We start from the raw sequence: 20,611 nt of genomic DNA on the forward strand, positions 1-20,611 counted from the left end.
CGGGCTAGTCCTTGTAGGTGATCACCATGCCGTCATAGGCCGGGGTGATATGGTCGGGGGTTTCGTCGACAAGGGTCTGGTAATCCATGTCGATATGCATGTTGGTCAGCACGCCGCGGCGTGGGGCGGCACGCTCGATCCATTCCAGCGACTGCTCCAGATGGGAATGCGTCGGGTGCGGCGTGCGGCGCAGCGCGTCGAGGATCCAGCAATCCAGGTGTTCCAGAACCTTCCAGCTATCCTCGGGAATCTCTGCCACATCCGGCAGATACGCCAAATCGCCCACCCGGAACCCAAGCGCCTCGATCGAGCCATGATTAACTTCGAACGGCCGCAGGGTGATGGCCCCGCCCTGCCCCTCGATCACCACGTCACCCTTGATCGTGTGCATGTCGAGAATCGGCGGATAGGGACTGTCCTCGGGCTGGGTAAAGGCGTAGCCGAACCGCGCATAAAGCGCATTCTGCGTGTCGCCATCGGCCCAGACCGGCAGGCGCTGGCGCATGTTGAAGACGATCATGCGCAGATCGTCCAGCCCGTGCACGTGGTCGGCGTGGCTGTGAGTGTAGACGACCGCATCGAGCGTGCCGACACCTGCGTCCAGAAGCTGCGCGCGCAGGTCGGGCGAAGTGTCGATCAGCACGCGTGTCGTGCCGGCCTCGCCTTCCCGTTCGATCAGCATCGAACAGCGGCGGCGATAATTCCTTGGGTTCTCAGGGTCGCAATCGCCCCAATGACCGCCCAACCGCGGCACGCCGCCCGACGATCCGCAGCCAAGGATGGTGAACCGTGTTTCCCCCATCAGGCAGCGGCTTTCCACTGGGCGGCTTTCCAGAACAGCCGGTCGAAATTGGCCTGCGTCTGCGCCGCAAAGTCTGGCCAGTCCATGCCAAACACCTCCGCCCCCACCTTGGCCGTGTGAACCGTGTAAGCCGGCTCATTGCGCTTGCCCCGATAGGGTGGCGGCGCGAGGTACGGCGCGTCGGTTTCCACCAGGATCCGGTCCACAGGGGCCGTGGCAAAGATATCCCGCAGTTCCTGGCTTTTGGGAAAGGCCGAAATCCCCGACATCGACAGGTAGAACCCCAAATCAAGCGCCGTATTGCCCAGCGCTGCACCTGACGAAAAGCAATGCATCACGCAGCTGTATGCGCCGGCCTTGTGCTCTTCTGCCAGGATCCGCGCCATGTCCTCGTCGGCATCCCGCGCATGGATGATCAGCGGCAGGCCGGTCTGGCGCGCCGCCTCGATATGCAGGCGCAGGCTTTCCTGTTGCGCATCGGCGCTCTCGGCGGTGTAGTGGTAGTCCAACCCGGTCTCGCCAATGCCGACGAACTTGGGATGCTTGGCCAAATTCACCAGTTCGTCCACACCCGCCATAGGCTCGTCCGCCACGCTCATCGGGTGCGTCCCGGCGGCATAGAACACCTCGTCATGCGCCTCGGCAATCGCCCGCACCTGAGGCTCCAGCCTCAACTTGGTGCAGATGCTGACCATCCGCGTCACGCCGGCCTCGACCGCGCGAGCGACCACGTCGCCGCGTTCTTCGTCGAAGGTCTCGAAATCAAGATGGCAATGGCTGTCGGTAATCTGGACTTGGTCGGTCATGGGGCCTTGGAATTGACGGTGTTCAGAGGGATGTAGCGGTCTGCTGCAACTTGAACACCGTATCAAGCACCAGCGCGGCAGGGTCAAGGTTGACCGCCCGCCCGTGACGCGCCCGCGCACCCACCTCTTGCGCGCAGTCAGCCCAGGCCCGCGCCTGCACCGGACTGCCCGCCAGCTTGCCGATGACCTCTGCCTCGCCCGCGACGGCCTCGGGTGGCAGGATCCCGGTGGCCCCTGCCCGTGCGACGCGGGCCAGGAACATGTCCACCAGCGTCAATAGCAGATCCAGCTTTTGCTCCGCTCCGCGCTGTGCCGCCGCTTCGGCCAGCTTTATCGCACGGGGACGGTCCAGCATCGGCAAGCTGGCGGCAAGTCCGACGATCTCGGCATAGATCTTCAGGCCGTCAAGATTGTAGAGCCGCACCGCCTCTCCCGCTGAACCGCCCGACAATTCCGCCAGCCCCGGCGCCTGGCCACCGGGGTCGACCCCCGCCTGGTCCAGCGCGGCGATCACATTGTCGGGGCTCAGCCGCTCCAGCCGCAATTCGCGGCAACGCGAGCGGATTGTCGGCAACAGCCGCGCGGGCTGATGCGCCACGAGCAGCAATGTGGTGCGCACCGGCGGTTCTTCCAGCATCTTCAAAAGCGCGTTCGCTGCCGAAGTGTTCATCTCATCGGCGGCGTCGATGATCACCACACGCCGCCCGCCATCCACGGCGCTCAGGTTGACGAAGTCCGCCAGCTCGCGCACCTCGTCCACCCGGATCTCGCGCGAGAACTTGCCGTCTTCGAAATTCTTCTGCCGGTCGCTGTCGGTGGTCCCCTGGCCGCCACGCCGCACGAGGTGCAGCCCCGGCTCGGACCCTGCCAGTACACGCCGCGTGACCGGGTGATCCTCGGCAATCTCGAGGCTGTCGGGCGCGGGCAGTGCATCGCCGAACAACCCGCCGCCATCGGCGTCAGGGTCGGGCGTCGCCAGCAGGAACCGCGCGATCCGCCACGCCAGCGTCGCCTTGCCCACGCCGCGGGGGCCGTGAATCAGCCAGCCGTGATGCAGCCGACCCGCGTTGAACGCCTGCAAAAACGCCCCCTGCGCAGCGTCCTGCCCGAAAAGGCGGGCAGTCTCGCGCGGGTGCGGCGCGCCTTCGACGCGGTCGGGAAGCGGAATGTCACGGTCCATCATGTCAGGCGCGGTTCTACCGCAGCCCGCACATCCGCCGCAATCGCTTCGATCCCGCGATTGCCGTCGATCACCACGAACCGGTCAATGAATTCCTCGGCAAGGTCCAGGAATCCCTGCCGCATCTGCGCTTGCAGGCTGGCGCCGAAGCTCTCGAACCGCTCCTCGCTGCCGCCGCGCGACAGGGCACGTTCCAGCCCGGTGCCCGGGTCCATGTCTATCAGGATCGTCAGGTCCGGCTCGCGCCCGATCATCAGGTCGTGCAACGCGTCGACCTTGTGGCGCAAATCCCCGCGGCTCAGCCCTTGGTACATGCGCGTGCTATCGGCGAAACGGTCGCAGATCACCACGTTCCCGGCCGCCAGCGCAGGCTCGATCAGCCGTTCCAGATGATCCCGCCGAGCGGCGGTGAACAGCAGCAATTCGGTCTCCGCCGACCAGCGGTCGGCATCGCCTTCCAGCACCAGCTTGCGGATTTCCTCGGCGCCTTCGCTGCCGCCCGGCTCGCGTGTCAGAATGACCTCGCGCCCCGTGCCTTGCAAATGCTCGGCCAGCAGACGGGCCTGCGTGGACTTGCCCGACCCGTCGATGCCTTCAAAAGTGACGAAACGGCCCTGACCGCTCAAAGCGCGCCCTCGGGCCCCTGTTGCAGACGTTTCAAAAGCACACCCGCGACCGTCTTCAGCCGGACGGCAAAGCCACCCACGGCAACGCTTTCAGAGGCGACCAGCGGCACGCGCATCTCCGGCAGCCCGTCGGGCGTAAAGACCAACTGGGCCAGTTCGTCGCCCTGCGAGATGGGCGCGCTCAGCGGGCCTTCATAGACCACTTCGGCGGTCATGTTGTCCGAACCCAAGACCGGCACCAGTGTCGTAAGGTCCTCTGCGGGCGTAAGTCCTACGGTTGACGCGCTTCCCATCCAGACTTCTGCGCGCGAGACTTCGTTGCCGGCTTTGACGATCTCTTTTTCGGCAAATTGGCGAAAGGACCAGTTCACAAGGGCTTCCGCCTCTTGTGCTCTTTGGGCAGCAGTGTCCAGTCCTGACAGTACGAACACCACCCGGCGCCCACCCTGCTCGGCCGATCCGGTCAGACCATAGCCCGCCGCCTCGGTATGCCCGGTCTTGAGGCCGTCCGCCCCGATCCCCAGCTTCAGCAAAGGGTTGCGGTTCTGCGTGTTCTGCGGCGCGCGCCCGTCGAACTCGTACTCGGTCTCGGCAAACATCGGATAGAAGTTCGGAAAGTCCTTGATCAGGCGCTCGGCCAGGATCCCAAGGTCGCGCATGCTCATCCGATGGCCCGCGGCTGGCCAGCCATTGGAATTGGCGAAGGTCGAGTTGGTCATCCCCATGTCCTGCGCCCGCTGGGTCATGAAGCGGGCGAACCCGGCCTCGGTGCCGTCCGGGCTCAACGCCTCGGCAATCACCGCGCAGGCGTCGTTGCCGGACAGAACGATGATCCCGCGCAGCAGGTCCTCGACGCTCACCCGGTCGGTGGTGTCCAGGAACATGGTCGAGCCGCCATAGCTCATGGCGTGCTGCGATACCGGAAGCTTTTCCTGCAGGGAAAGCCGCCCGTCGCGGATCGCCTCGAACGCCACGTAAAGCGTCATCAGCTTCGACATCGACGCCGGCGGCAGCGGCTCGTCGGCATTCCGGCTGAGCAGAACAGTACCGGTGCCCAGGTCCTTGACATACGCGGCCTTGGCGCTGGTGTCGAACGCCTGCGCCGGCAAGGATAGCGCAATCACCGCGACACAGGCGGCCAGGAAACGTGCAAGTAAGGTCATGGGCAGGGTCCGGTTCAGTTGGTTACAGCGTACGCGTCATCAAAACCAACCTCTTTGACCTTTTTCAACAGGACACTTCGCTCGGACTTGGACTGGGCAGGTCCGACGACCACGCGCCAGAAGGTCTTGCCCTGCGAGCTCTGTTTTTTAACGGTCGGAACCATGCCTTCCTGCCGCATGGCGGTGGCGGTATTCCGCGCATTCTGCTCGACCGAGAATATGCCGATCTGCAAGTACGGCTTCGACAGGGACGAACTCGAGCGCACCGGCGCCGCCGCCGCTTGGGTCGGTTCCGGCGTCGGCTCGGTGGCAACAGCGGCCGTGGCGCCGGCTGTCTGGGTTGCCGGCCTGACGGGCTCGGCGGCCTCGGCGGTCTCAATCGCAGCAGCGGCTCCGGCCAGCGGGTCCAGCGTGGTCTGTTCGACCGCGGCGGGGGCCAGCGCGCCCTCTTCGCCCTCGGTCTCGGCGGCGGCCAGCGCATCGGGGTCCGGCGCGGACTCTCGGCGCAGGGCCGTCACGTTCAACTGCGACGGCGCACCGGCCAGCATGCCCAGAGCGTCGGCGGCATCGGACGAGACCTGAAGGATCGGCCCCGGATTGCTGCGTTCGCGGCGGAACAGCGCGCCAATGACGAACTTGCCGTTCTTGGTGTTGCGGATGATCACGCGCTCGGGCTCCTGCACATCCGGGTGCGCAACCCATACGCCGCCCAGCGACGGGCGCCCATCCCACAGTCCCTTGTCGGTCACCTGGAACACGTCGGGCGCTTCCACGTCCCGCTCGATCAGCTTGACCGAATTGTCCGCAGAGGTCACCTCCTCATTTTCGTTGGCCTGCGATTTGAAAAGGCCGAATTCTCCGCCCTCGGTGCATCCGCTCAGCACCAGCGCAATCACGCTGGAGGCCGTGATCAGGCGCACGCGCGCACCTTTGCCCATCCATTGAAATGTCATGTTTCGTCCCTTGCCTGTCATGCACCATTTTGGGTGCGGGTGCCGGTTATCCGGCGTTTGCTCGAGCACGCAGAAACCTGCGATTGACAACAGAATAACCGCTCGGGACCGTTCTGAAAAGTCTACAAAGCCGATTCGGTGAATTTCCCCTGAACTTCACGGCTTTCAGAATCGCGAAAGCCACAGTAACAACACCGAACGCGGAGGTTTGGCAGAGTGGTCGAATGCACCGGTCTTGAAAACCGGCGGGCGTGAAAGCGTCCCCAGGGTTCGAATCCCTGAGCCTCCGCCACCGAGACACTTTGGCGCCAAGCTTTTAAGAGAAAAAACCTGAAACGCTAAATCGAGATAGAGTGACGGGTGCATTTTGAGCCTGTAATTATTCCAGGCGCCCAATCTCCAACCAAGTCATAAAAGTTTCTTCGTGGTTTTTCATTGCCGGCGACTACACTTGGTCTGCCCCTTTCGAGGGGGCCGGGTTTATTGCTTTTGATTGGTTCAACAATTTTGGTTTCCAGTAGATGCAGCTGGTCAAGGTACTACGAAAATTGGGAACCTGCGCCTCATGGATCTGGAAAACATTTTTTAACTCGCTTTCCGAGTTTCCGTAGCCGCTGCAGTTGTTTCACCCCCGTCGCAACAATCGTTTTCCGACATGTTTTCGGTACTTGCCGCGTCACGGTCCGTGACCTCAAGCCGTTCGAAATCGACATAAAAAGTAGAGCCGGTACCAAGCGCGCTGACATATCCGATATTCGCGTTGTGGCTTTCGACGATTTGTTTGGAAATGTTAAGTCCCAGGCCGGTGCCCCCGACCCTGCGCACGTCGGATGAATCGAGCTGGCTGAACTTGCCGAAAACGCGTTCCTCCGCGAAGTCGGGAATACCCGTGCCCTTGTCCTCGACCGAGATACGAACGCGGCTTTCAACGTTTTCGACAAACACCTTCACGGCGCCATTGTCCTTGGAGAACTTAACGGCATTCGACAGAAGATTGTTCATCACCTGTATCAGCCGTTTCTGGTCCCCCATGATCCGGCATTCGTCCTTGCAGGCATGTAACTCGAGCTTGATCCCGAGCATACTGGCATAGCCTGACATGGAGTCGACGGCCTCTCTGGCCAGGTCGTTGCCGCAGATCGGCTCCATTTGGAAGTCGATCTCGCCCGCTTCGATCTTCTGCAGGTCGAGCAAATCGTCTATCAGGTTAGCCAACCGGCGGCTGTTCTTGGTGGCAATGTCGAAAACAGGCGCGAAATTCTGAGGCAGCTCTCCGAGCACGCCGTTCTTGACCAACTCGAGCGACCCGATGATCGAGGTGAGCGGCGTGCGTAATTCATGGCTAACAGTGGAAAGAAACTGCGATTTGACCTCCAAGGCCGCCTTGGTCCGCTCGTGGTCTTCCTCGATCATTTGCATTTGCCGCAAACGGTCCTGGTAGCCGCGGTAGAACTTCGCGGAGATGTCCACGATGAAATAAAGCACGAACATGATCGTGAAGAACTGTAGCCAGATCGGCGATGTGAGCGGCGGAGCGTAACGCACGAGGTCCAGGAGCGCGATGAAGAGAAACGTGACGCTGTAGATCGAAAGGCGCAGTATGAGGATGCCGATCATCTGGCTGTTGTACATCGCCGCGAAGAGCGATGCCGAGAACAGGAAAAACAGCGAGGTGAACTGGCCGCCCTCTGTTTGCTGAAAGGCTATGTTGGCGATGAAGACGCTGATCGCCATGGCGCTGATGGCGGTGTTGATGGCGATGCGTCTCAGAAGTTTCCGACCGAACACCGGATCTTCGCCGTCCCACGCCTTGGCGTGCACACCGAGGATCTGGTCTAGCATTTCCGTCAGCACGACGACGCCGTAGCACGCGAAGATCGAGATCGGGTCGAAATACAAGGCCGCCAAAAGCGCTGCCGCGAAGAAGCTCGCCTGCCGTTGCCAGATCAACTGGTTGGACAGGGCCATATAGTCCTTGATCCGTTGTTCGCGGCCTTGCGAAGCGAACCAGTCTCTTGGTGCCGACCAAGTCCTCAGTAGCGTTCTCATGTTTGCCTCTGCTTCTACAGGAGTTGCCAGAACATAATGAACCTATTTGTTTAAATTCTGCCGTTAATTGGGCAGAAAACGGCATTTCGCCGGACAAGCCAAGGCAGAAATGCCCATGCACGAACTCTCGTTAAGCGGTTCCTCGCCAAACGAGCGCACAAACCCGTCCCTGATGCGTCGCTCAGATTGCGGTCCGACACTGCGACCGAAGGTTACGCCGCTTCGGAGTTGCCCGATTTGAAAGAGGCATATACGCCCGAAAGTGAGGGGAACTCGATGCTCGCCTGAGGAATATCCTTCAGCGGACCGAAAACCGGCGTGCGCGCCAGGACCGCTTCGCGCTGTTCCCGGAAATTGGCTGTCAGAAGCTGTATAGGTTTCGCCAGCCCGGGATAACTGCGGGGTTCCAGTACCGGTTTGTATCCGAGGTAGCGACAGTAGAACGCCGTGTGCTCGGCGCGAACCGGGGCCAGGGCCAAGTCGATGTTGTAGAAGATCGACGCGAGGAACGGAATGCGCAACGTCAGGAAGTTCAGCGGAACCCGCTTCTGTCTGGCAGTTGGAGAGATCACGAAACGCGTCGGGTCGAGAATGGTTCGCCTCTTCTTGAGATCATCCAGAAGTTCCGGAAAGACCTCGAGCGTCGGTGATGTCTGGCAAAGTTTCGACACGAGATGCAATCGGACAGCCGACCATATTTTGCCATCCACCCTGACTGCGACATGCACACAATTCTCGGATTCGTCGAACGGGTCGGTCATCCTGTGGTCCGCTCTTGCGGTCACGGCTCCTTCGGCGCGATAGCAAGAGTACCGCAGGCGAAAGACGTCTTCCATGGCGTCGTCGTCGTTCGTCAGAACCTCGTAGCGGGACTGCTCGAGAGCCGCGATGACCTGCTCATTCATGGTTGATCCTTCAAAGCTGCGGTTTCAGGGCGTCGCACGGCACACCAGAAGGTCGCTGTAGCCGCGATAGACAGAGCGCTGGTTGATGATCTCAAAGCCTGCCGCGGTGACGGCCGACGCAATCTCGGCCGCGGTGTGCGTCCAATACGTACCGTCTCGCTGTGCCTTGAAGATGGCCTTGTTCTGCTTGGCGATCTGCCGTCCCTGCCAAAAGATTCTGAGCGCACCGAACAGGCCGTGTTCTTGCCGGATCCTGGAAAACAGAAAATTGCGCCAGTCCCGGACATCCATCGGACGGCCGAGATCGACGAGGTAGAGAATTCCGCCCGGACGCAGCATCCGGCGGATGTCGGCAAGCCGGTGCTCCGGGTCCGGCATAGCGTATAGGGAATGCACACTTATGACGAGATCGGCGCCATCCGGTACTTCGACGCCTTCCAGTCCGACATTCTGGTACGTGACGTTCTTGTGCCCGGACAGTTTCGCCTTTGCGGCCTGCATCATTCCGGGGTCGGGCTCGACGAGGCAGATACTGCTGTCAGCGCACAGGCGCGCCGCGATCTCGGTGTAGTTTCCTGTGCCGCCGCCGACGTCGTAGATGATCTTCGGCGTGTCGGTCCCTGCCAGGAAGTCTTCGAACTCCTGCATTAACGCCTTGTACTCTGGATTGTGCCTCGACAACAGGTCGTAGGCTGTCGCATAGGCGCTCCAATCAGCGTTCGACGCGTGATCAGGACTATTTGTTCCACCAGCACTCAAGACGACCACGTCCTTCCCAAAGCACATGAGACGGCAATTGTGCAGCCTCTAAACTGGGTGCGAAATCAATCGCAGGCCAATATTATCATTAGCAAATTCTTAATATTTCAGATCGACATTGCAACACACCGCGGCGACAAAAGGTTGATTCAACACCTATTGTTTCCACTCGAGGTTAGTTTTGATGCAAATCGGCCACATCACCTGTTCGGTTTAGGGCTCAACTTCGACACACGTGGTGTGCAGGTCGAGGAATACAGGGCGATCAACCCATCAGTGCATTATTGGCCGGCAATCCGTTGGACATCCGCATCTCGGGGCGGTCCCTGAGCCGAACTATGGCCAGGTTAAGGCAAGGGCGTCGAAACGGGAGCAAAAATTTCCCGGTTTTGACAAAGAACAACCGAAATCGTCGGCGACAAGCCCCACGAAGCGCTGGAGCGCGATGAACGTGGAGTCTTGATGTTCGTACTGCCCTATACTGACGGCCCGGTCGTTCTGGACCTGGTTGCACATTTCCTTGGTGTGGCGTCACACGACAATATTAATGCCGCCCCGTCGGGATATACGGCAGGCCGTGGCCTGGTGTCGGACCCGGTGGCGGTCAATGCGTGCGGGCCGTTGTTGGTCGAGATACCGCACTTGCGGCCTGCCGCGTGCGCCTCGCAGCGCCCGGCATTTGCGGACGCGTCGCGGGATGCCACGACAATCCCGTGGCCGCTTAAAACTCCTTAAAGTTGTCTTAATTTGGCCGATTTCTCAAGGTCATAACTGTAAGCAGGCGACCAAGGCCGCAACAGTCAGCAACAGGTCCGGGAAATGCGTGACCTGCAAGGAGCAATGGAAATGCATCTACTTGCCGTAGACGATGAACCGACAATCCTCGAGCTGCTTCAGTTGCTCATCCAGACGCTCGGCGACCACACCGTGACCACGGCCACGTCTGTCGCAGAGGCACTGGAACTACTGGACAAGCCAGAGACCCCGGCGATCGATTGTTTCCTCATCGATATCCAGATGCCGGACACCGACGGTATCTCGCTTTGCGGGACGCTCCGCGCGCGCCCCGAGTATCAGCTGACGCCCATCCTGATGCTCACGGCAATGACCGACAAATCCTACATTGACCGGGCCTTCGCGGCGGGGGCCAGCGACTATATCACCAAGCCGTTCGATGTCGACAACCTGCGCGGCCGTATCCAGCTGATCAACGATCTGTCCAAAAGCAGCCGGCAGACCGCCATCAGCGCCAGGTCCAAGGCAGAGCCAGAGCCGCTCGGGGACGGGTCCACGACGCTTGCGCTGCATGAACCGATTTTCGTACAGGACGTGGACGGGTGCATCACGTATCTCGCGCTTGAGAACTACGTGTCGTTGATGTCGAGAAAAAAGCTGTTCGGGTCGTCCATCATCGGGTTCACAATCCGGGACATCGAAGAACTGCACCGGAAATCATCCCGTTACGAATACGAGTGCATCGTGACCGACGTGGCCGAGGCGATATCTGTCGCACTCGAAGAGTTCGGAGCGTTGATTTCCTATGCAGGGAACGGCACCTACCTCTGCGTCCTGGAATACGGATCGCAATTGAGTCCAGATAAGCTGGCGGATCAGGTGAACCTGATCCTGCGCAGCATGGAGCTTTATTCGAACGATGGCACGCCGATCAATGCGTTCGTCTCGGCCGGCGAGCAGGTTCGCCTGGTCTGGAAATCAGGCCAGAGCGCGGTGGACGCGCTGGCCACGGCGCACGAAAGCGCGGAGCGCGAAAGCGGGCGCCACGCTCGCAACCTGGAAGATTTCTGGTACGACAAGGACAGCATGGGGTTCTAGAGACTCCAAGCTATACTGCTCCGAATGTCGCCATGAATCGCTTCGGGTTTTCCTGAAGCTGCCACACGAGCAACCTGTCAGAGCGACGGCAAAAAGCATGCCGAACGGCAAGCGCCCCGAAATCCGTACTGAAAACGCCCTTCTCCGATCAAAACAGACAATCGCTAACGCCGGATCGCGCTATCAGCACCCCTCATCTGCGTCCATTGTGCCATAGGTTCTTTCGGCGATCCCGATGGTTGACAGCTCGCTCTCGATCACTTCCAGGAATTTCGCCTCGGCCTCCGAACGGCGGCGGGCGGGATTGCTCAGCAGGTAGATGCTCACCATCGGCAGATTGTCATAGGGCGGCAACTGCCGGATGTGCCCCGCCGCCACGTCCTGTGCCGCCACGTGCAGCGGCAGCGCACCAATCCCCACATTGGCCATGATCATGCGCCGGATCTCGTTCAGACTCGACGACACGCCGCGCCAGTCGCGCGACAGATTCAGCCGCGCCCGCAGCTTCGAGATCGCCTCCAGAGGGCCACCTTCGGCTTCCGTCTGGAACGCCACGAAAGGCCCCCCCTCCAGGTCCTCGGGCCTGATCTCCTCGGCCCCGAACAGCGGATGCCGCGCCCCGCAATACAGCCCGAAATACTCGCGGTAGAGCACCATCGTCATCAGGCTCTTGGGCACGCTCGACAACAGGCATATCCCGAAACTGGCCCGGTTCAGCTTGATCATCGTCTCCACTTCGTCGCTCTCGTAGACGGTGAAGGAATAGGTCACGCTGGGATGCGCCTGGGCAAATCGGTTCAGGATGCTGTCGAAATGCTCCGAGATGACCGAACTGGTGATCGCGATGGAAAGATGCCCGCGCAACTCGGCATTGTCCTCGTCCAGGATCGCGGGGATCTGAGACACCGTACCGAAGATCGTCGCGCATTCGGTATAAAGCACCTGCCCCGCCCGCGTGATGGTGAACTCGTTGGGCTTGCGGATCACCAGCGTCTTGCCGATCGCCTGCTCCAGCCGCTTCAGCGCCGCCGACACCGTGGGCTGTTTCAGGCCCAGATGGGTCGCGGCCTTCGAGATGCCCCGCTGCTCGACCACCACCATGAAGGTGCGCAACAGGTTCCAGTCCAGGTTCCAGGGAAAGCGGGGGCGCTGCGGCAAGCTCATAGATTTCACCTATAATCAGGATGCTTATTATTTATTTGCGCGATAGCCGCCCCCATGCAAGGCTTTTGCAGGAGCGGTGCAATCCGCCGATGCTGCACGGGCGAAAGACCCGCCACTTAAAACCAACATGGAGAGACATATGACATTCCGCCGAACCGTTCTGAAATCCGCTGTCGTGGCCATGGGCCTTGCCGTGGCCGGCCTCGCGCCCGCTGCCGCGGAAGAACTTGAAACCCTTAAGGAAAAGGGTGTCATCCGCATCGCGATGTCCGGCGCCTACCCGCCGTTCAACTTCGTCAACGACCAGAACGAGGTGGTGGGCTTCGACCCCGCCATCGGCACCGAGATCGCCAAGCGCATGGGACTCGAGGCCGAGATCGTCACCACCGCGTGGGATGGAATCATCGGCGGGCTGCTTTCCAACAAGTACGACGCCATCGTCGGCTCCATGACCATCACCGACGAACGGGACGAGGTCGTGGATTTCGTCGGCCCCTACTATTCCGACAAGCGCGCCATCTTCACCCAGCCCGGCTCGGGCATCTCCAGCCTCGAGGACCTCGAAGGCAAGAAGGTCGGCCTGACCTTGGGAGAAACGCACGAGGACTGGGCGCGCGAGCGCGGCTACAACGTCAGCACCTACAAGGGCCTGCCCGAACTGCTGCTGGAGCTCGAGAATGGCCGCGTCGACGCCATCGTGAACGACTCCATCGCCGCCATCCTCGCCATGGGCGAGAAAGGCCAGGAATACGAGATGTTCGCCGATCCCACGACCGACCCCTTCGGCGCGGGCATCGCCATCCGCGAAGGCAGCCCCGAACTCGCCGCCGCCATGCAGGAGGCGCTCGATTCCATGATGGAAGACGGCACCTATCTCGAACTCGCTGAAAAGTGGGTCGGCGCAGATATCCGCTAAACCTTTTCGCCCCGCCGCCATCGCAGGGTGGCGGGGCCTTCCGGGAACCTGATCCCCGATCGGACCGGCTGACGGCCCGCGCGCACTGCGCCTTGCCGCCGTCCCGTCCAAGCACGTACTCGATCTCGCCGGACAAGAGCCCCGTGCATGCCCCGGCCCCGCGATCTGCCAGAAGGACACGCCATGGACATAGAGTTGATGCAAAGGGTCTACCCCTTCTTCCTGCAAGCCGCGTGGGTGACGATCCAGCTGTCTGTCCTGACGGCCTTGCTCGGCCTCACTTGCGGCGCGCTTGGCGCGGCGATGCGGCTCTCGCGCCTCGCGGTCTTCCGCTTCATCGGCGCGGCCTATGTCAGCGTCTTTCGCGGCACACCCGCACTCATCCAGCTTTTCATCCTCTACTTCGGCGGGCCCCAGGTCGGCATCCAGCTCGACGCGTTCGAGGCCGGAGTCATCGGCCTTGGCGTCAATGTCGGCGCCTACATGACCGAAACCATCCGCGGCGCGATTATCTCGATCCCCAAGGGCCAGCGCGAGGCCGCCCGCACCCTCGGCCTCAGCCGGTGGCAGACGTTCTACAACGCCATCCTGCCCCAGGCCGCCCGCCTGATGGTCCGCCCGCTGGGCGTGAACCTCAACATGCTGATCAAGTCCACCGCGCTCGTGGCCGCCATCTCGGTGGTCGAACTCACCTACACCGCGCAGCGCTACATCGGCTCCACCTACAAACCGTTCGAGATGTTCCTGCTCGCGGGCATTCTCTACATGATCATCATCTACGCCACCGGCCGGGCCGTCGCCTGGCTGGACCGCCGCGTCCAGATCAACTGATCGGAAAGGAAAACCAGAATGGGCCTCGACTTTACGGTTGTTCCGGAACATCTCGACGTGATCCTGCTGGGGTGTCTGTGGACGATCTTCATCGCCGTCGCCGCCGCGCTCGTCAGCTTCTTCGGCGGGATCATTTTCGCGGTTATCGCGCTATACGCGCCGTGGATCATCCGCCAGCCCTTCCGCCTGATCGAATGGGTCTTCATGGGCACGCCGCTTCTGCTGCAGCTCTTCCTGATCTATTTTGGCCTCGTGCAGATCGGCATTGACCTGCCCGCCTTCGTCGCCGGCATCATCGGGCTTGGCCTGCACTTCGCAGTCTACAATTCCGAACTGATCCAGACCGCCATCCTGTCCGTCGACAAGGGCCAGATGGAGGCCGCCCGCACCGTCGGCCTCAGCCGTGGCCAGGCGCTGCGCAAGGTGGTCATCCCGCAGGCCGTGCGCGACGTGATCCCCCCCATCGGCAACAACATGATCGCGCTTCTGAAGGACAGCGCGCTGGTGTCGGTGATCGGGGTCAGCGAACTGACCCTCTCGGCGCAACGCGTGATCGGTGCCACCTACAGACCGTTCGAGTTCTACCTCGTCGCCGCCGCCTTCTACTACGTCATCAACCTCTGCATGGAATGGGTGCAGCGCCGCATCGAGCGCCGCATCGCAATCTCGCGCTGATCGTCAGGAGACAGACCATGACCGACACCGAACATTTCGTCGAAATCAAGCACGCCCAGAAATCCTTCGGCAAGCTTGAGGTTCTCAAGGACATCAGCCTCAACGTCGCCCGCGGCCAGATCGTGGCGATCATCGGCCCGTCGGGCTCGGGCAAGTCCACGCTGCTGCGAGCCATCAACGACCTCGACGCGCTGACGGGGGGCGAGATATGGCTCGACGGCGTCCAGGTAAACAAGGACCTCCCCTACCGCCAATACGAAAAGCACATCAACCAGATGCGCCAGGACATCGGCATGGTCTTCCAGCACTTCAACCTTTTCCCGCACATGACCGCCCGCGACAACGTCACCATGGCGCCCAAGCTGCTCAAGGGTCTCAGCAAGGCCGACGCCGACAAACTGGCCGAGGAACAGCTCGATAAGGTCGGGATGCTGGAACGGATCGACTATTACCCCTCGCAGCTTTCTGGCGGCCAGAAACAGCGCGTCGCGATCGCCCGTGCCCTCGCCATGAAGCCCAAGCTGATGCTTTTCGACGAGGCCACCTCCGCCCTCGATCCCGAACTGGTGGACGAGGTGAACCAGGTCATGAAAAAGCTGGCCGAGGAACACATGACCATGATCATCGTCACACACGAGATGGATTTCGCCGCCTCCGTCTGTGACCGCGTGCTCTTCATGGACAAGGGCGTGGTGGTCGAGGAAGGCCCGCCCAGCGTCGTCTTCAAGAACCCTACCAAGGAACGCACCCGCGAATTTCTTCGCAAACACCTCGCAGGCGCCAAGTGACCGACAACACGTCCTATCTCTTCTACCAGTCGCGCAACCCGCGACCGTTCCTCGACCACGGCGAGGGCATCTACCTGATCGACGAGGCCGGCAAGCGGTACATCGACGGCTCGTCGGGCGCAATGGTGTCCAATATCGGCCACTCCAACCCGCGCGTGCTGGCCAAAATGAAGGCGCAGATGGACAAGGCCACCTTCGGCTACCGCCTGCATTTCCGCACCCACCCGTCCGAGGATCTGGCCGCGAAAACCTTCGCCATGACGCCCGAGGGGCTGGACCGCGTGTTCTTCGTCTCCGGCGGGTCCGAGGCGGTGGAAAGTGCGGTGAAACTGGCCCGTCAATACGCCCTGACCCAAGGCCATAACGACCGCTACAAGGTCATCTCGCGCTTTCCCTCCTACCATGGCTGCACTTTCGGCGCGCTCGACCTCACCGGCTACGCGCCCCTGCGCGACCCCTTCGCTCCGATGATGAGCGAGATGCCCAAGGTCGCCGCCCCCACCACCTATCTAGACCGCGACAACCTGACGGAAGAGGCGCGCGGCCTGAAATACGCAGACCTCCTGCGCGACAAGATCATCGCCGAGGGTCCCGACACCGTGCTGGCCTTCATCATGGAACCCGTCGGCGGTGCCTCCACTGGCGCGCTCGTCGCGCCCGACAGCTATTATGGCCGCGTCCGCGAGATCTGCGACGAGTTCGGCGTGCTCCTGATCTATGACGAGGTCATGACCGGCGCGGGCCGCACGGGCAAATTCCTCGCTGCCGAACACTGGGGCATCACCCCCGATATCGTCGCCATGTCCAAGGGCTTCGGCGCGGGCTACGCACCCCTCGGCGCGATGGTCGCGGGTCGCCGCCTTGTCGATCCGGTGCTGGATGCGGGCGGCTTCGCCCACGGCTTCACCTATGCCGGCAACCCTTTGGCCTGCGCCGCCGGTCTGGCGGTGCTGGAAGAGATGGAGGAACACGACCTCATCGACAACGCCGCCCGCATGGGCGACGTCCTGATGACCGAATTGCGCGCCCTGATGGACCGCTATCCCTTCATCGGCGACGTGCGTGGCAAGGGGCTGCTCACAGCCTTCGAATTCGTCTCCGACCGCACCACGATGGAACCGCTCGACCCTGCGCTCAACGCCCATGACCGCCTCGTCGAACTGGCCTACGAACGCGGCCTCATTATCTATTCCCGCCGCACCCGCGGCGGCACCAAGGGCGACCATTTCCTCGTCGCCCCGCCCCTCATCATCACCGAGGCGCAAATCGCCGAAATGATGGCAATCCTCCGCGACGCCCTCGACGCCTTCGCGCGTGAGATCGGCCTGCCGGTGGAGAGCGCGGCATGAGGCTCCCCGACAAGCGAACCTCCATCGAGGCCGTCATCGCCCACATCAAGGACGGCGACAGTATAATGGTCGGCGGCTTCGGCGTCCCCGGCACGCCCATGACCCTGATCCGCGCGCTGGTGGCCCACGGCGCGCGCGACCTGACGCTCATCAAGAACGACGCCAACGAGCCCGGCATGGGCATCGATCACCTGCTGCAAAGCGGGCAGGTCAAACGCCTCATCACCACGCATCTGGGTCTCAACAGCCACGCCATCGGCCTGATGAATTCCGGCGCGCTCGAGGTCGAGTTCAACGCGCAAGGCATCCTGGCTGAGCGTATCCGCGCAGGCGGCGCGGGCATCGGTGCGATCCTCAGCGATATCGGAATCGACACCGAACTGGCCCGCGGCAAGCAGGTGGTCGAGATGAACGGCACCCCCTACCTGGTCGAGCCGGCCTTGCGCGCCGACGTGGCCCTGATCCACGCCGACACCGCCGACCCCTTCGGCAACCTCGCCTATGTCGCCACGGCGCAGAATTTCAACCCGCTCATGGCCATGGCCGCGCCACTTGTGATCGCGGAGGCCGAGCGCGTCGTGCCGCTGGGAGAACTTGATCCCAACACCGTCCACACCCCCGGCGTCTTCGTCGATCACGTCACGGAACTGCCCGAGATTACAGAGGATTACGCCGTTGTCCGACGCTAGGGATCGCATGGTCGCCCGCGCCGCGCGCGAGATTGCACCGGGCATGGTCGTCAACCTCGGGATCGGCCTGCCGACGAAGGTCGTGAACCACCTGCCCGCCGATTTCCCAGTCTGCCTGCACACGGAAAACGGCATGACCGGGATCGGGCCGGCGCTCTCGCCCGACCGCGCCGACCGCAACCTGATCGACGCGGGCGGGGCCTACGTCACGCCCGTGCCCGGCTCGGCCTTCTTCGACAGCGCCACCAGCTTTGCCGTGGTCCGCTCGGGTCGGCTCGACCTCACCATGCTGGGCGCCTTCGAGGTCAGCGAGACCGGCGACCTCGCCAACTGGAAAATCCCCGGCAAGTTCAGCCCCGGCGCGGGCGGCGGCATCGAACTGGCGCAAAAGGCCCGCCGCGTCGCCGTGCTCACCACCCACACCGACCGCGCCGGAAACCCCAAGCTCAAGCAGACCTGCGCCCTGCCTCTCTCGGCCAGCGCCTGCGTCACCCGCATCTTCACAGATCTTGCCGTGATCGACGTCACTCCCGACGGGTTCGCCCTGACCGAACTTGCCGAAGGCACCAGCCCCGAGGACGTGCAACGCGCCACCGATGCGCCTCTTTCAATTCCCGACGCCCCCATTCCGACTTTCTGAGCCGCCTTAATGACCGAAGACCTCAAAACCCGCCTCTGTGCCGCCGTCGATGCCGGTTTCGACCGGCAAGTCGCGTTCCTGAGCGAGCTCACGTCCCACCCCTCCACACGCGGCAATGAACAATCCGCGCAAGACTTCATGGCGACGGAACTGACCACGCGCGGGTATCCGGTTGACCGCTGGCAGATCGACATCGCCGACATCCAGAACCTCCCCGGCTTCTCTCCCGTCCTCACCCCCTACGAGAACGCCGTGAACGTCGTCGCCACGCATCGCTCCAAAACCTCCAAGGGCCGCTCCCTCATCCTCAACGGCCATATCGACGTGGTCCCCGCCGGCCCGCTCGACATGTGGGACAGCCCCCCGTTCGAGCCGCATGTGGCTGACGGCTGGCTCTACGGCCGTGGCGGCGGTGACATGAAGGCGGGCCTCGCCTCCAACCTCTTCGCGCTCGATGCGCTCACCGCCTGCGGCCTCGCCCCGGCGGCGGACGTCCACTTCCAATCCGTCGTCGAGGAGGAATGCACCGGCAACGGTGCACTGGCCTGCCTCGCCCGGGGATACACCGCCGACGCCGCCCTCATCCCCGAACCTTTCGCCGAACAACTTGTCAGCGCTCAGCTTGGCGTCCTGTGGTTCCAGATCCACCTCAAGGGCCTGCCCACCCATGTCGCTTATGCAGGCACCGGCGCCAACGCCATCGAGGCGGCCTTCCCGCTGATCCAGGCCCTGCACGACATGGAGCATCGTTGGAACGCGGAACAGAACCGCCCGCCCGAATATGCCCACATGGACCACGCGCTCAACCTCAATATCGGCAAGTTTCAAGGCGGCGACTGGACCAGCTCCGTCCCCGCCTGGGCCGTCTTTGATGTGCGCATGGGGCTTTTCCCCGGTCAATCCCTCGACGCCGCCAAACAGGAGATCGAGCAGGTCCTCCGTGACGCCGCGCAGCAAAACGCCTTCCTGCGCAACTCCCTGCCCGAGATCGTCTATCACGGCTTTCACGCCGAAGGTTACGCGCTCTCTCGCGACAGCTCGCAGACCGCCACCAATGCCGTCGCATCACTCGAAACCGCCCACCGAACCGTCACCGGCGAGGCGCTCACCCGCGAGCCGATCACCGCCACCACCGACGCGCGCTTCTTTGGCCTTTATGCCGATACGCCCGCGCTGGTCTACGGCCCCCGGGCCGAGGCGATCCACGGCTTCAATGAACGGGTCGAATTGGACAGCCTCCGCCGCGTCACGAAAGCCACCGCGCTTTTCATCGCCGACTGGTGCGGCACGGAGGAGTCCTGAGCCATGCGCACCGCCGTCATCGTCTCCACCGCCCGCACCCCCATCGGCAAGGCCTATCGCGGCGCCTTCAACAACCTCACGGCCCCCAGCCTCGCCGCGCCCGCCGTCCGCGCCGCACTCGAACGCGCCGGGCTTGAAGGCGGCGAGGTCGAGGACGCCATCTTCGGCTCCGCCCTCACTCAGGGCACCTCCGGCGTAAACGTCGCCCGTCACATCGCGCAGGCGGCACATCTGCCCGACAGCGTCGCAGGCGCCACGATCGACCGCCAATGCGCCTCGGGCCTCAACGCGCTGGCCATCGCCACCCACATCGTCCAAGCCGAGGGCGTAGACGTCGCCCTCGCCGGTGGCCTCGACAGCATCTCACTCGTCCAGAACGACCACTGGAACGCCCACCGCTACCGCGACCCCGCCGTGCCCGACAGTTACTACATGGCCATGCTGGATACGGCAGAGGTCGTCGCCGCCCGCTACGGCGTCACCCGCGAGGCGCAGGACGCCTACGCCCTGCAAAGCCAGCAGCGCACCGCGCAGGCACAAGACACCGGCCTTTTCGCAGACGAGATCATCCCCGTCGAGGCGACCAAGCTGGTCACCGACAAGACCACGAAAGAAACACACGAAGAGCCCGTCCGGATCGAGCAAGACGAATGCAACCGCCCCGGCACCACCGCCGAAGGGCTGGCCAACCTTCAGCCCGTGCGCGGCCCGGACAAAATCGTCACCGCCGGCAATGCCAGCCAGCTCTCCGACGGCGCCGCCGCCCTCGTCGTCATGTCCGAAGCCGAAGCGTCGCGCCGCAACCTCAGCCCACTTGGCGCGCTACGCGGCTTCACCGTCGCCGGTGTCGCGCCGCAGGAGATGGGCATCGGCCCCGTCCACGCAATCCCCCGGCTGCTCGACCGCGCGGGCCTCACCCAAAGCGACATCGACCTCTGGGAAATCAACGAGGCCTTCGCCGCCCAGCTTCTATATTGCCGCGACACGCTGGGCATCGCGGACGACAAACTCAACGTCAACGGCGGTGCCATCTCCATCGGCCATCCCTACGGCATGTCCGGCGCCCGCATGGCAGGGCATATCCTGCTCGAAGGCCGCCGCCGCGGCGCCAAGTGGGGCGTTGTCTCGATGTGCGTCGGCGGCGGCCAGGGCGCCGCCGGACTTCTGGAAATCTTCTGAGG

Annotated in this window: 20 protein-coding genes and 1 tRNA gene; 11 read left to right on the forward strand and 10 right to left on the reverse strand. The window is 62.6% G+C overall.

The window, feature by feature from the left end:
- Window positions 1-4: 4 nt before the first annotated feature.
- The 6 genes from C2I35_RS04245 to C2I35_RS04270 are packed head-to-tail and all read right to left on the reverse strand — an operon-like array spanning window position 5 to window position 5,530.
- Window positions 5-802, reverse strand: coding sequence for an MBL fold metallo-hydrolase (locus tag C2I35_RS04245; RefSeq protein ID WP_103761916.1), 798 nt, complete (start codon window positions 800-802; stop codon window positions 5-7).
- A complete protein-coding gene (locus tag C2I35_RS04250) occupies window positions 802-1,608 on the reverse strand; it encodes a TatD family hydrolase (RefSeq protein WP_103761725.1) in 807 nt (268 codons plus the stop codon). Before C2I35_RS04250 ends, C2I35_RS04245 begins: the two co-directional genes overlap by 1 nt.
- A 22-nt stretch (window positions 1,609-1,630) precedes the next feature.
- Window positions 1,631-2,788 (reverse strand): DNA polymerase III subunit delta', encoded by a 1,158-nt coding sequence (locus tag C2I35_RS04255; RefSeq protein WP_103761726.1) that lies wholly within the window; start codon window positions 2,786-2,788, stop codon window positions 1,631-1,633.
- On the reverse strand, window positions 2,788-3,414 hold the full coding sequence (tmk, locus tag C2I35_RS04260; protein WP_103761727.1) for a dTMP kinase: 627 nt from the start codon (window positions 3,412-3,414) through the stop codon (window positions 2,788-2,790). The genes C2I35_RS04255 and tmk overlap by 1 nt, the downstream gene beginning before the upstream one ends.
- Window positions 3,411-4,577: a D-alanyl-D-alanine carboxypeptidase family protein gene (locus C2I35_RS04265; RefSeq protein WP_103761728.1), complete on the reverse strand. Its 1,167-nt coding sequence runs from the start codon at window positions 4,575-4,577 to the stop codon at window positions 3,411-3,413. Before C2I35_RS04265 ends, tmk begins: the two co-directional genes overlap by 4 nt.
- A gap of 14 nt (window positions 4,578-4,591) precedes the next feature.
- Window positions 4,592-5,530 (reverse strand): SPOR domain-containing protein, encoded by a 939-nt coding sequence (locus C2I35_RS04270; protein WP_103761729.1) that lies wholly within the window; start codon window positions 5,528-5,530, stop codon window positions 4,592-4,594.
- A gap of 202 nt (window positions 5,531-5,732) precedes the next feature.
- Between C2I35_RS04270 and C2I35_RS04275 the strand changes: the two genes are divergently transcribed.
- Window positions 5,733-5,822: transfer RNA gene (locus tag C2I35_RS04275), tRNA-Ser, on the forward strand.
- 293 nt (window positions 5,823-6,115) lie between these two features.
- Here the strand turns inward: C2I35_RS04275 and C2I35_RS04280 are convergent.
- The 3 genes from C2I35_RS04280 to C2I35_RS04290 form a co-directional block, all read right to left on the reverse strand.
- Window positions 6,116-7,579: a sensor histidine kinase gene (locus C2I35_RS04280; RefSeq protein ID WP_103761730.1), complete on the reverse strand. Its 1,464-nt coding sequence runs from the start codon at window positions 7,577-7,579 to the stop codon at window positions 6,116-6,118.
- Between the two features lie 212 nt (window positions 7,580-7,791).
- Entirely contained in the window at window positions 7,792-8,484 is a 693-nt protein-coding gene (locus tag C2I35_RS04285) for an N-acyl amino acid synthase FeeM domain-containing protein (protein ID WP_103761731.1), read from the reverse strand.
- Between the two features lie 24 nt (window positions 8,485-8,508).
- On the reverse strand, window positions 8,509-9,132 hold the full coding sequence (locus C2I35_RS04290; RefSeq protein ID WP_245890385.1) for a class I SAM-dependent methyltransferase: 624 nt from the start codon (window positions 9,130-9,132) through the stop codon (window positions 8,509-8,511).
- Window positions 9,133-10,089: 957 nt separating this feature from the next.
- Here C2I35_RS04290 and C2I35_RS04300 point away from each other — a divergent pair.
- The gene (locus tag C2I35_RS04300) at window positions 10,090-11,076 is read left to right on the forward strand and encodes a response regulator (protein ID WP_170067108.1); all 987 of its coding nucleotides are present in this window, start codon (window positions 10,090-10,092) and stop codon (window positions 11,074-11,076) included.
- 183 nt (window positions 11,077-11,259) lie between these two features.
- Here C2I35_RS04300 and C2I35_RS04305 read toward each other — a convergent pair whose 3' ends face one another.
- Entirely contained in the window at window positions 11,260-12,240 is a 981-nt protein-coding gene (locus C2I35_RS04305) for a LysR family transcriptional regulator (protein WP_103761735.1), read from the reverse strand.
- 139 nt (window positions 12,241-12,379) lie between these two features.
- On the opposite strand from C2I35_RS04305, the gene C2I35_RS04310 reads away from it, so the two are divergent.
- From C2I35_RS04310 to C2I35_RS04350, 9 genes are all read left to right on the forward strand, one after another.
- On the forward strand, window positions 12,380-13,156 hold the full coding sequence (locus tag C2I35_RS04310; RefSeq protein WP_103761736.1) for a transporter substrate-binding domain-containing protein: 777 nt from the start codon (window positions 12,380-12,382) through the stop codon (window positions 13,154-13,156).
- A 183-nt stretch (window positions 13,157-13,339) separates the two neighbouring features.
- A complete protein-coding gene (locus C2I35_RS04315) occupies window positions 13,340-13,987 on the forward strand; it encodes an amino acid ABC transporter permease (protein ID WP_103761737.1) in 648 nt (215 codons plus the stop codon).
- 18 nt (window positions 13,988-14,005) lie between these two features.
- Window positions 14,006-14,662, forward strand: coding sequence for an amino acid ABC transporter permease (locus C2I35_RS04320; RefSeq protein WP_057792607.1), 657 nt, complete (start codon window positions 14,006-14,008; stop codon window positions 14,660-14,662).
- A 17-nt stretch (window positions 14,663-14,679) separates the two neighbouring features.
- Window positions 14,680-15,450, forward strand: coding sequence for an amino acid ABC transporter ATP-binding protein (locus C2I35_RS04325; RefSeq protein WP_103761738.1), 771 nt, complete (start codon window positions 14,680-14,682; stop codon window positions 15,448-15,450).
- Window positions 15,447-16,799, forward strand: coding sequence for an aminotransferase family protein (locus tag C2I35_RS04330; RefSeq protein ID WP_103761739.1), 1,353 nt, complete (start codon window positions 15,447-15,449; stop codon window positions 16,797-16,799). Before C2I35_RS04325 ends, C2I35_RS04330 begins: the two co-directional genes overlap by 4 nt.
- The gene (locus C2I35_RS04335) at window positions 16,796-17,488 is read left to right on the forward strand and encodes a CoA transferase subunit A (protein WP_103761740.1); all 693 of its coding nucleotides are present in this window, start codon (window positions 16,796-16,798) and stop codon (window positions 17,486-17,488) included. The genes C2I35_RS04330 and C2I35_RS04335 overlap by 4 nt, the downstream gene beginning before the upstream one ends.
- On the forward strand, window positions 17,475-18,128 hold the full coding sequence (locus tag C2I35_RS04340; protein WP_245890386.1) for a 3-oxoacid CoA-transferase subunit B: 654 nt from the start codon (window positions 17,475-17,477) through the stop codon (window positions 18,126-18,128). The genes C2I35_RS04335 and C2I35_RS04340 overlap by 14 nt, the downstream gene beginning before the upstream one ends.
- A gap of 9 nt (window positions 18,129-18,137) precedes the next feature.
- Window positions 18,138-19,430 carry an ArgE/DapE family deacylase gene (locus C2I35_RS04345; protein ID WP_103761742.1) on the forward strand — a complete coding sequence of 431 codons (1,293 nt, stop codon included), beginning with the start codon at window positions 18,138-18,140 and terminating at the stop codon, window positions 19,428-19,430.
- A 3-nt stretch (window positions 19,431-19,433) separates the two neighbouring features.
- Window positions 19,434-20,609, forward strand: coding sequence for a thiolase family protein (locus tag C2I35_RS04350; RefSeq protein ID WP_103761743.1), 1,176 nt, complete (start codon window positions 19,434-19,436; stop codon window positions 20,607-20,609).
- Window positions 20,610-20,611 lie beyond the last annotated feature (2 nt).

It is taken from the genome of Roseovarius confluentis (genome assembly GCF_002917925.1).
Classification (GTDB): Bacteria; Pseudomonadota; Alphaproteobacteria; order Rhodobacterales; family Rhodobacteraceae; genus Roseovarius; species Roseovarius confluentis.

Bases quoted from the DNA above. Each gene is read 5' to 3' on its own strand.
- C2I35_RS04245 (WP_103761916.1), bottom strand. From the start codon at position 802: ATGGGGGAAACACGGTTCACCATCCTTGGCTGCGGATCGTCGGGCGGC.
- C2I35_RS04250 (WP_103761725.1), bottom strand. From the start codon at position 1,608: ATGACCGACCAAGTCCAGATTACCGACAGCCATTGCCATCTTGATTTC.
- C2I35_RS04255 (WP_103761726.1), bottom strand. From the start codon at position 2,788: ATGGACCGTGACATTCCGCTTCCCGACCGCGTCGAAGGCGCGCCGCAC.
- C2I35_RS04265 (WP_103761728.1), bottom strand. From the start codon at position 4,577: ATGACCTTACTTGCACGTTTCCTGGCCGCCTGTGTCGCGGTGATTGCG.
- C2I35_RS04270 (WP_103761729.1), bottom strand. From the start codon at position 5,530: ATGACATTTCAATGGATGGGCAAAGGTGCGCGCGTGCGCCTGATCACG.
- C2I35_RS04280 (WP_103761730.1), bottom strand. From the start codon at position 7,579: ATGAGAACGCTACTGAGGACTTGGTCGGCACCAAGAGACTGGTTCGCT.
- C2I35_RS04285 (WP_103761731.1), bottom strand. From the start codon at position 8,484: ATGAATGAGCAGGTCATCGCGGCTCTCGAGCAGTCCCGCTACGAGGTT.
- C2I35_RS04290 (WP_245890385.1), bottom strand. From the start codon at position 9,132: ATGCAGGAGTTCGAAGACTTCCTGGCAGGGACCGACACGCCGAAGATC.
- C2I35_RS04300 (WP_170067108.1), top strand. From the start codon at position 10,090: ATGCATCTACTTGCCGTAGACGATGAACCGACAATCCTCGAGCTGCTT.
- C2I35_RS04305 (WP_103761735.1), bottom strand. From the start codon at position 12,240: ATGAGCTTGCCGCAGCGCCCCCGCTTTCCCTGGAACCTGGACTGGAAC.
- C2I35_RS04310 (WP_103761736.1), top strand. From the start codon at position 12,380: ATGACATTCCGCCGAACCGTTCTGAAATCCGCTGTCGTGGCCATGGGC.
- C2I35_RS04315 (WP_103761737.1), top strand. From the start codon at position 13,340: ATGGACATAGAGTTGATGCAAAGGGTCTACCCCTTCTTCCTGCAAGCC.
- C2I35_RS04320 (WP_057792607.1), top strand. From the start codon at position 14,006: ATGGGCCTCGACTTTACGGTTGTTCCGGAACATCTCGACGTGATCCTG.
- C2I35_RS04325 (WP_103761738.1), top strand. From the start codon at position 14,680: ATGACCGACACCGAACATTTCGTCGAAATCAAGCACGCCCAGAAATCC.
- C2I35_RS04335 (WP_103761740.1), top strand. From the start codon at position 16,796: ATGAGGCTCCCCGACAAGCGAACCTCCATCGAGGCCGTCATCGCCCAC.
- C2I35_RS04345 (WP_103761742.1), top strand. From the start codon at position 18,138: ATGACCGAAGACCTCAAAACCCGCCTCTGTGCCGCCGTCGATGCCGGT.
- C2I35_RS04350 (WP_103761743.1), top strand. From the start codon at position 19,434: ATGCGCACCGCCGTCATCGTCTCCACCGCCCGCACCCCCATCGGCAAG.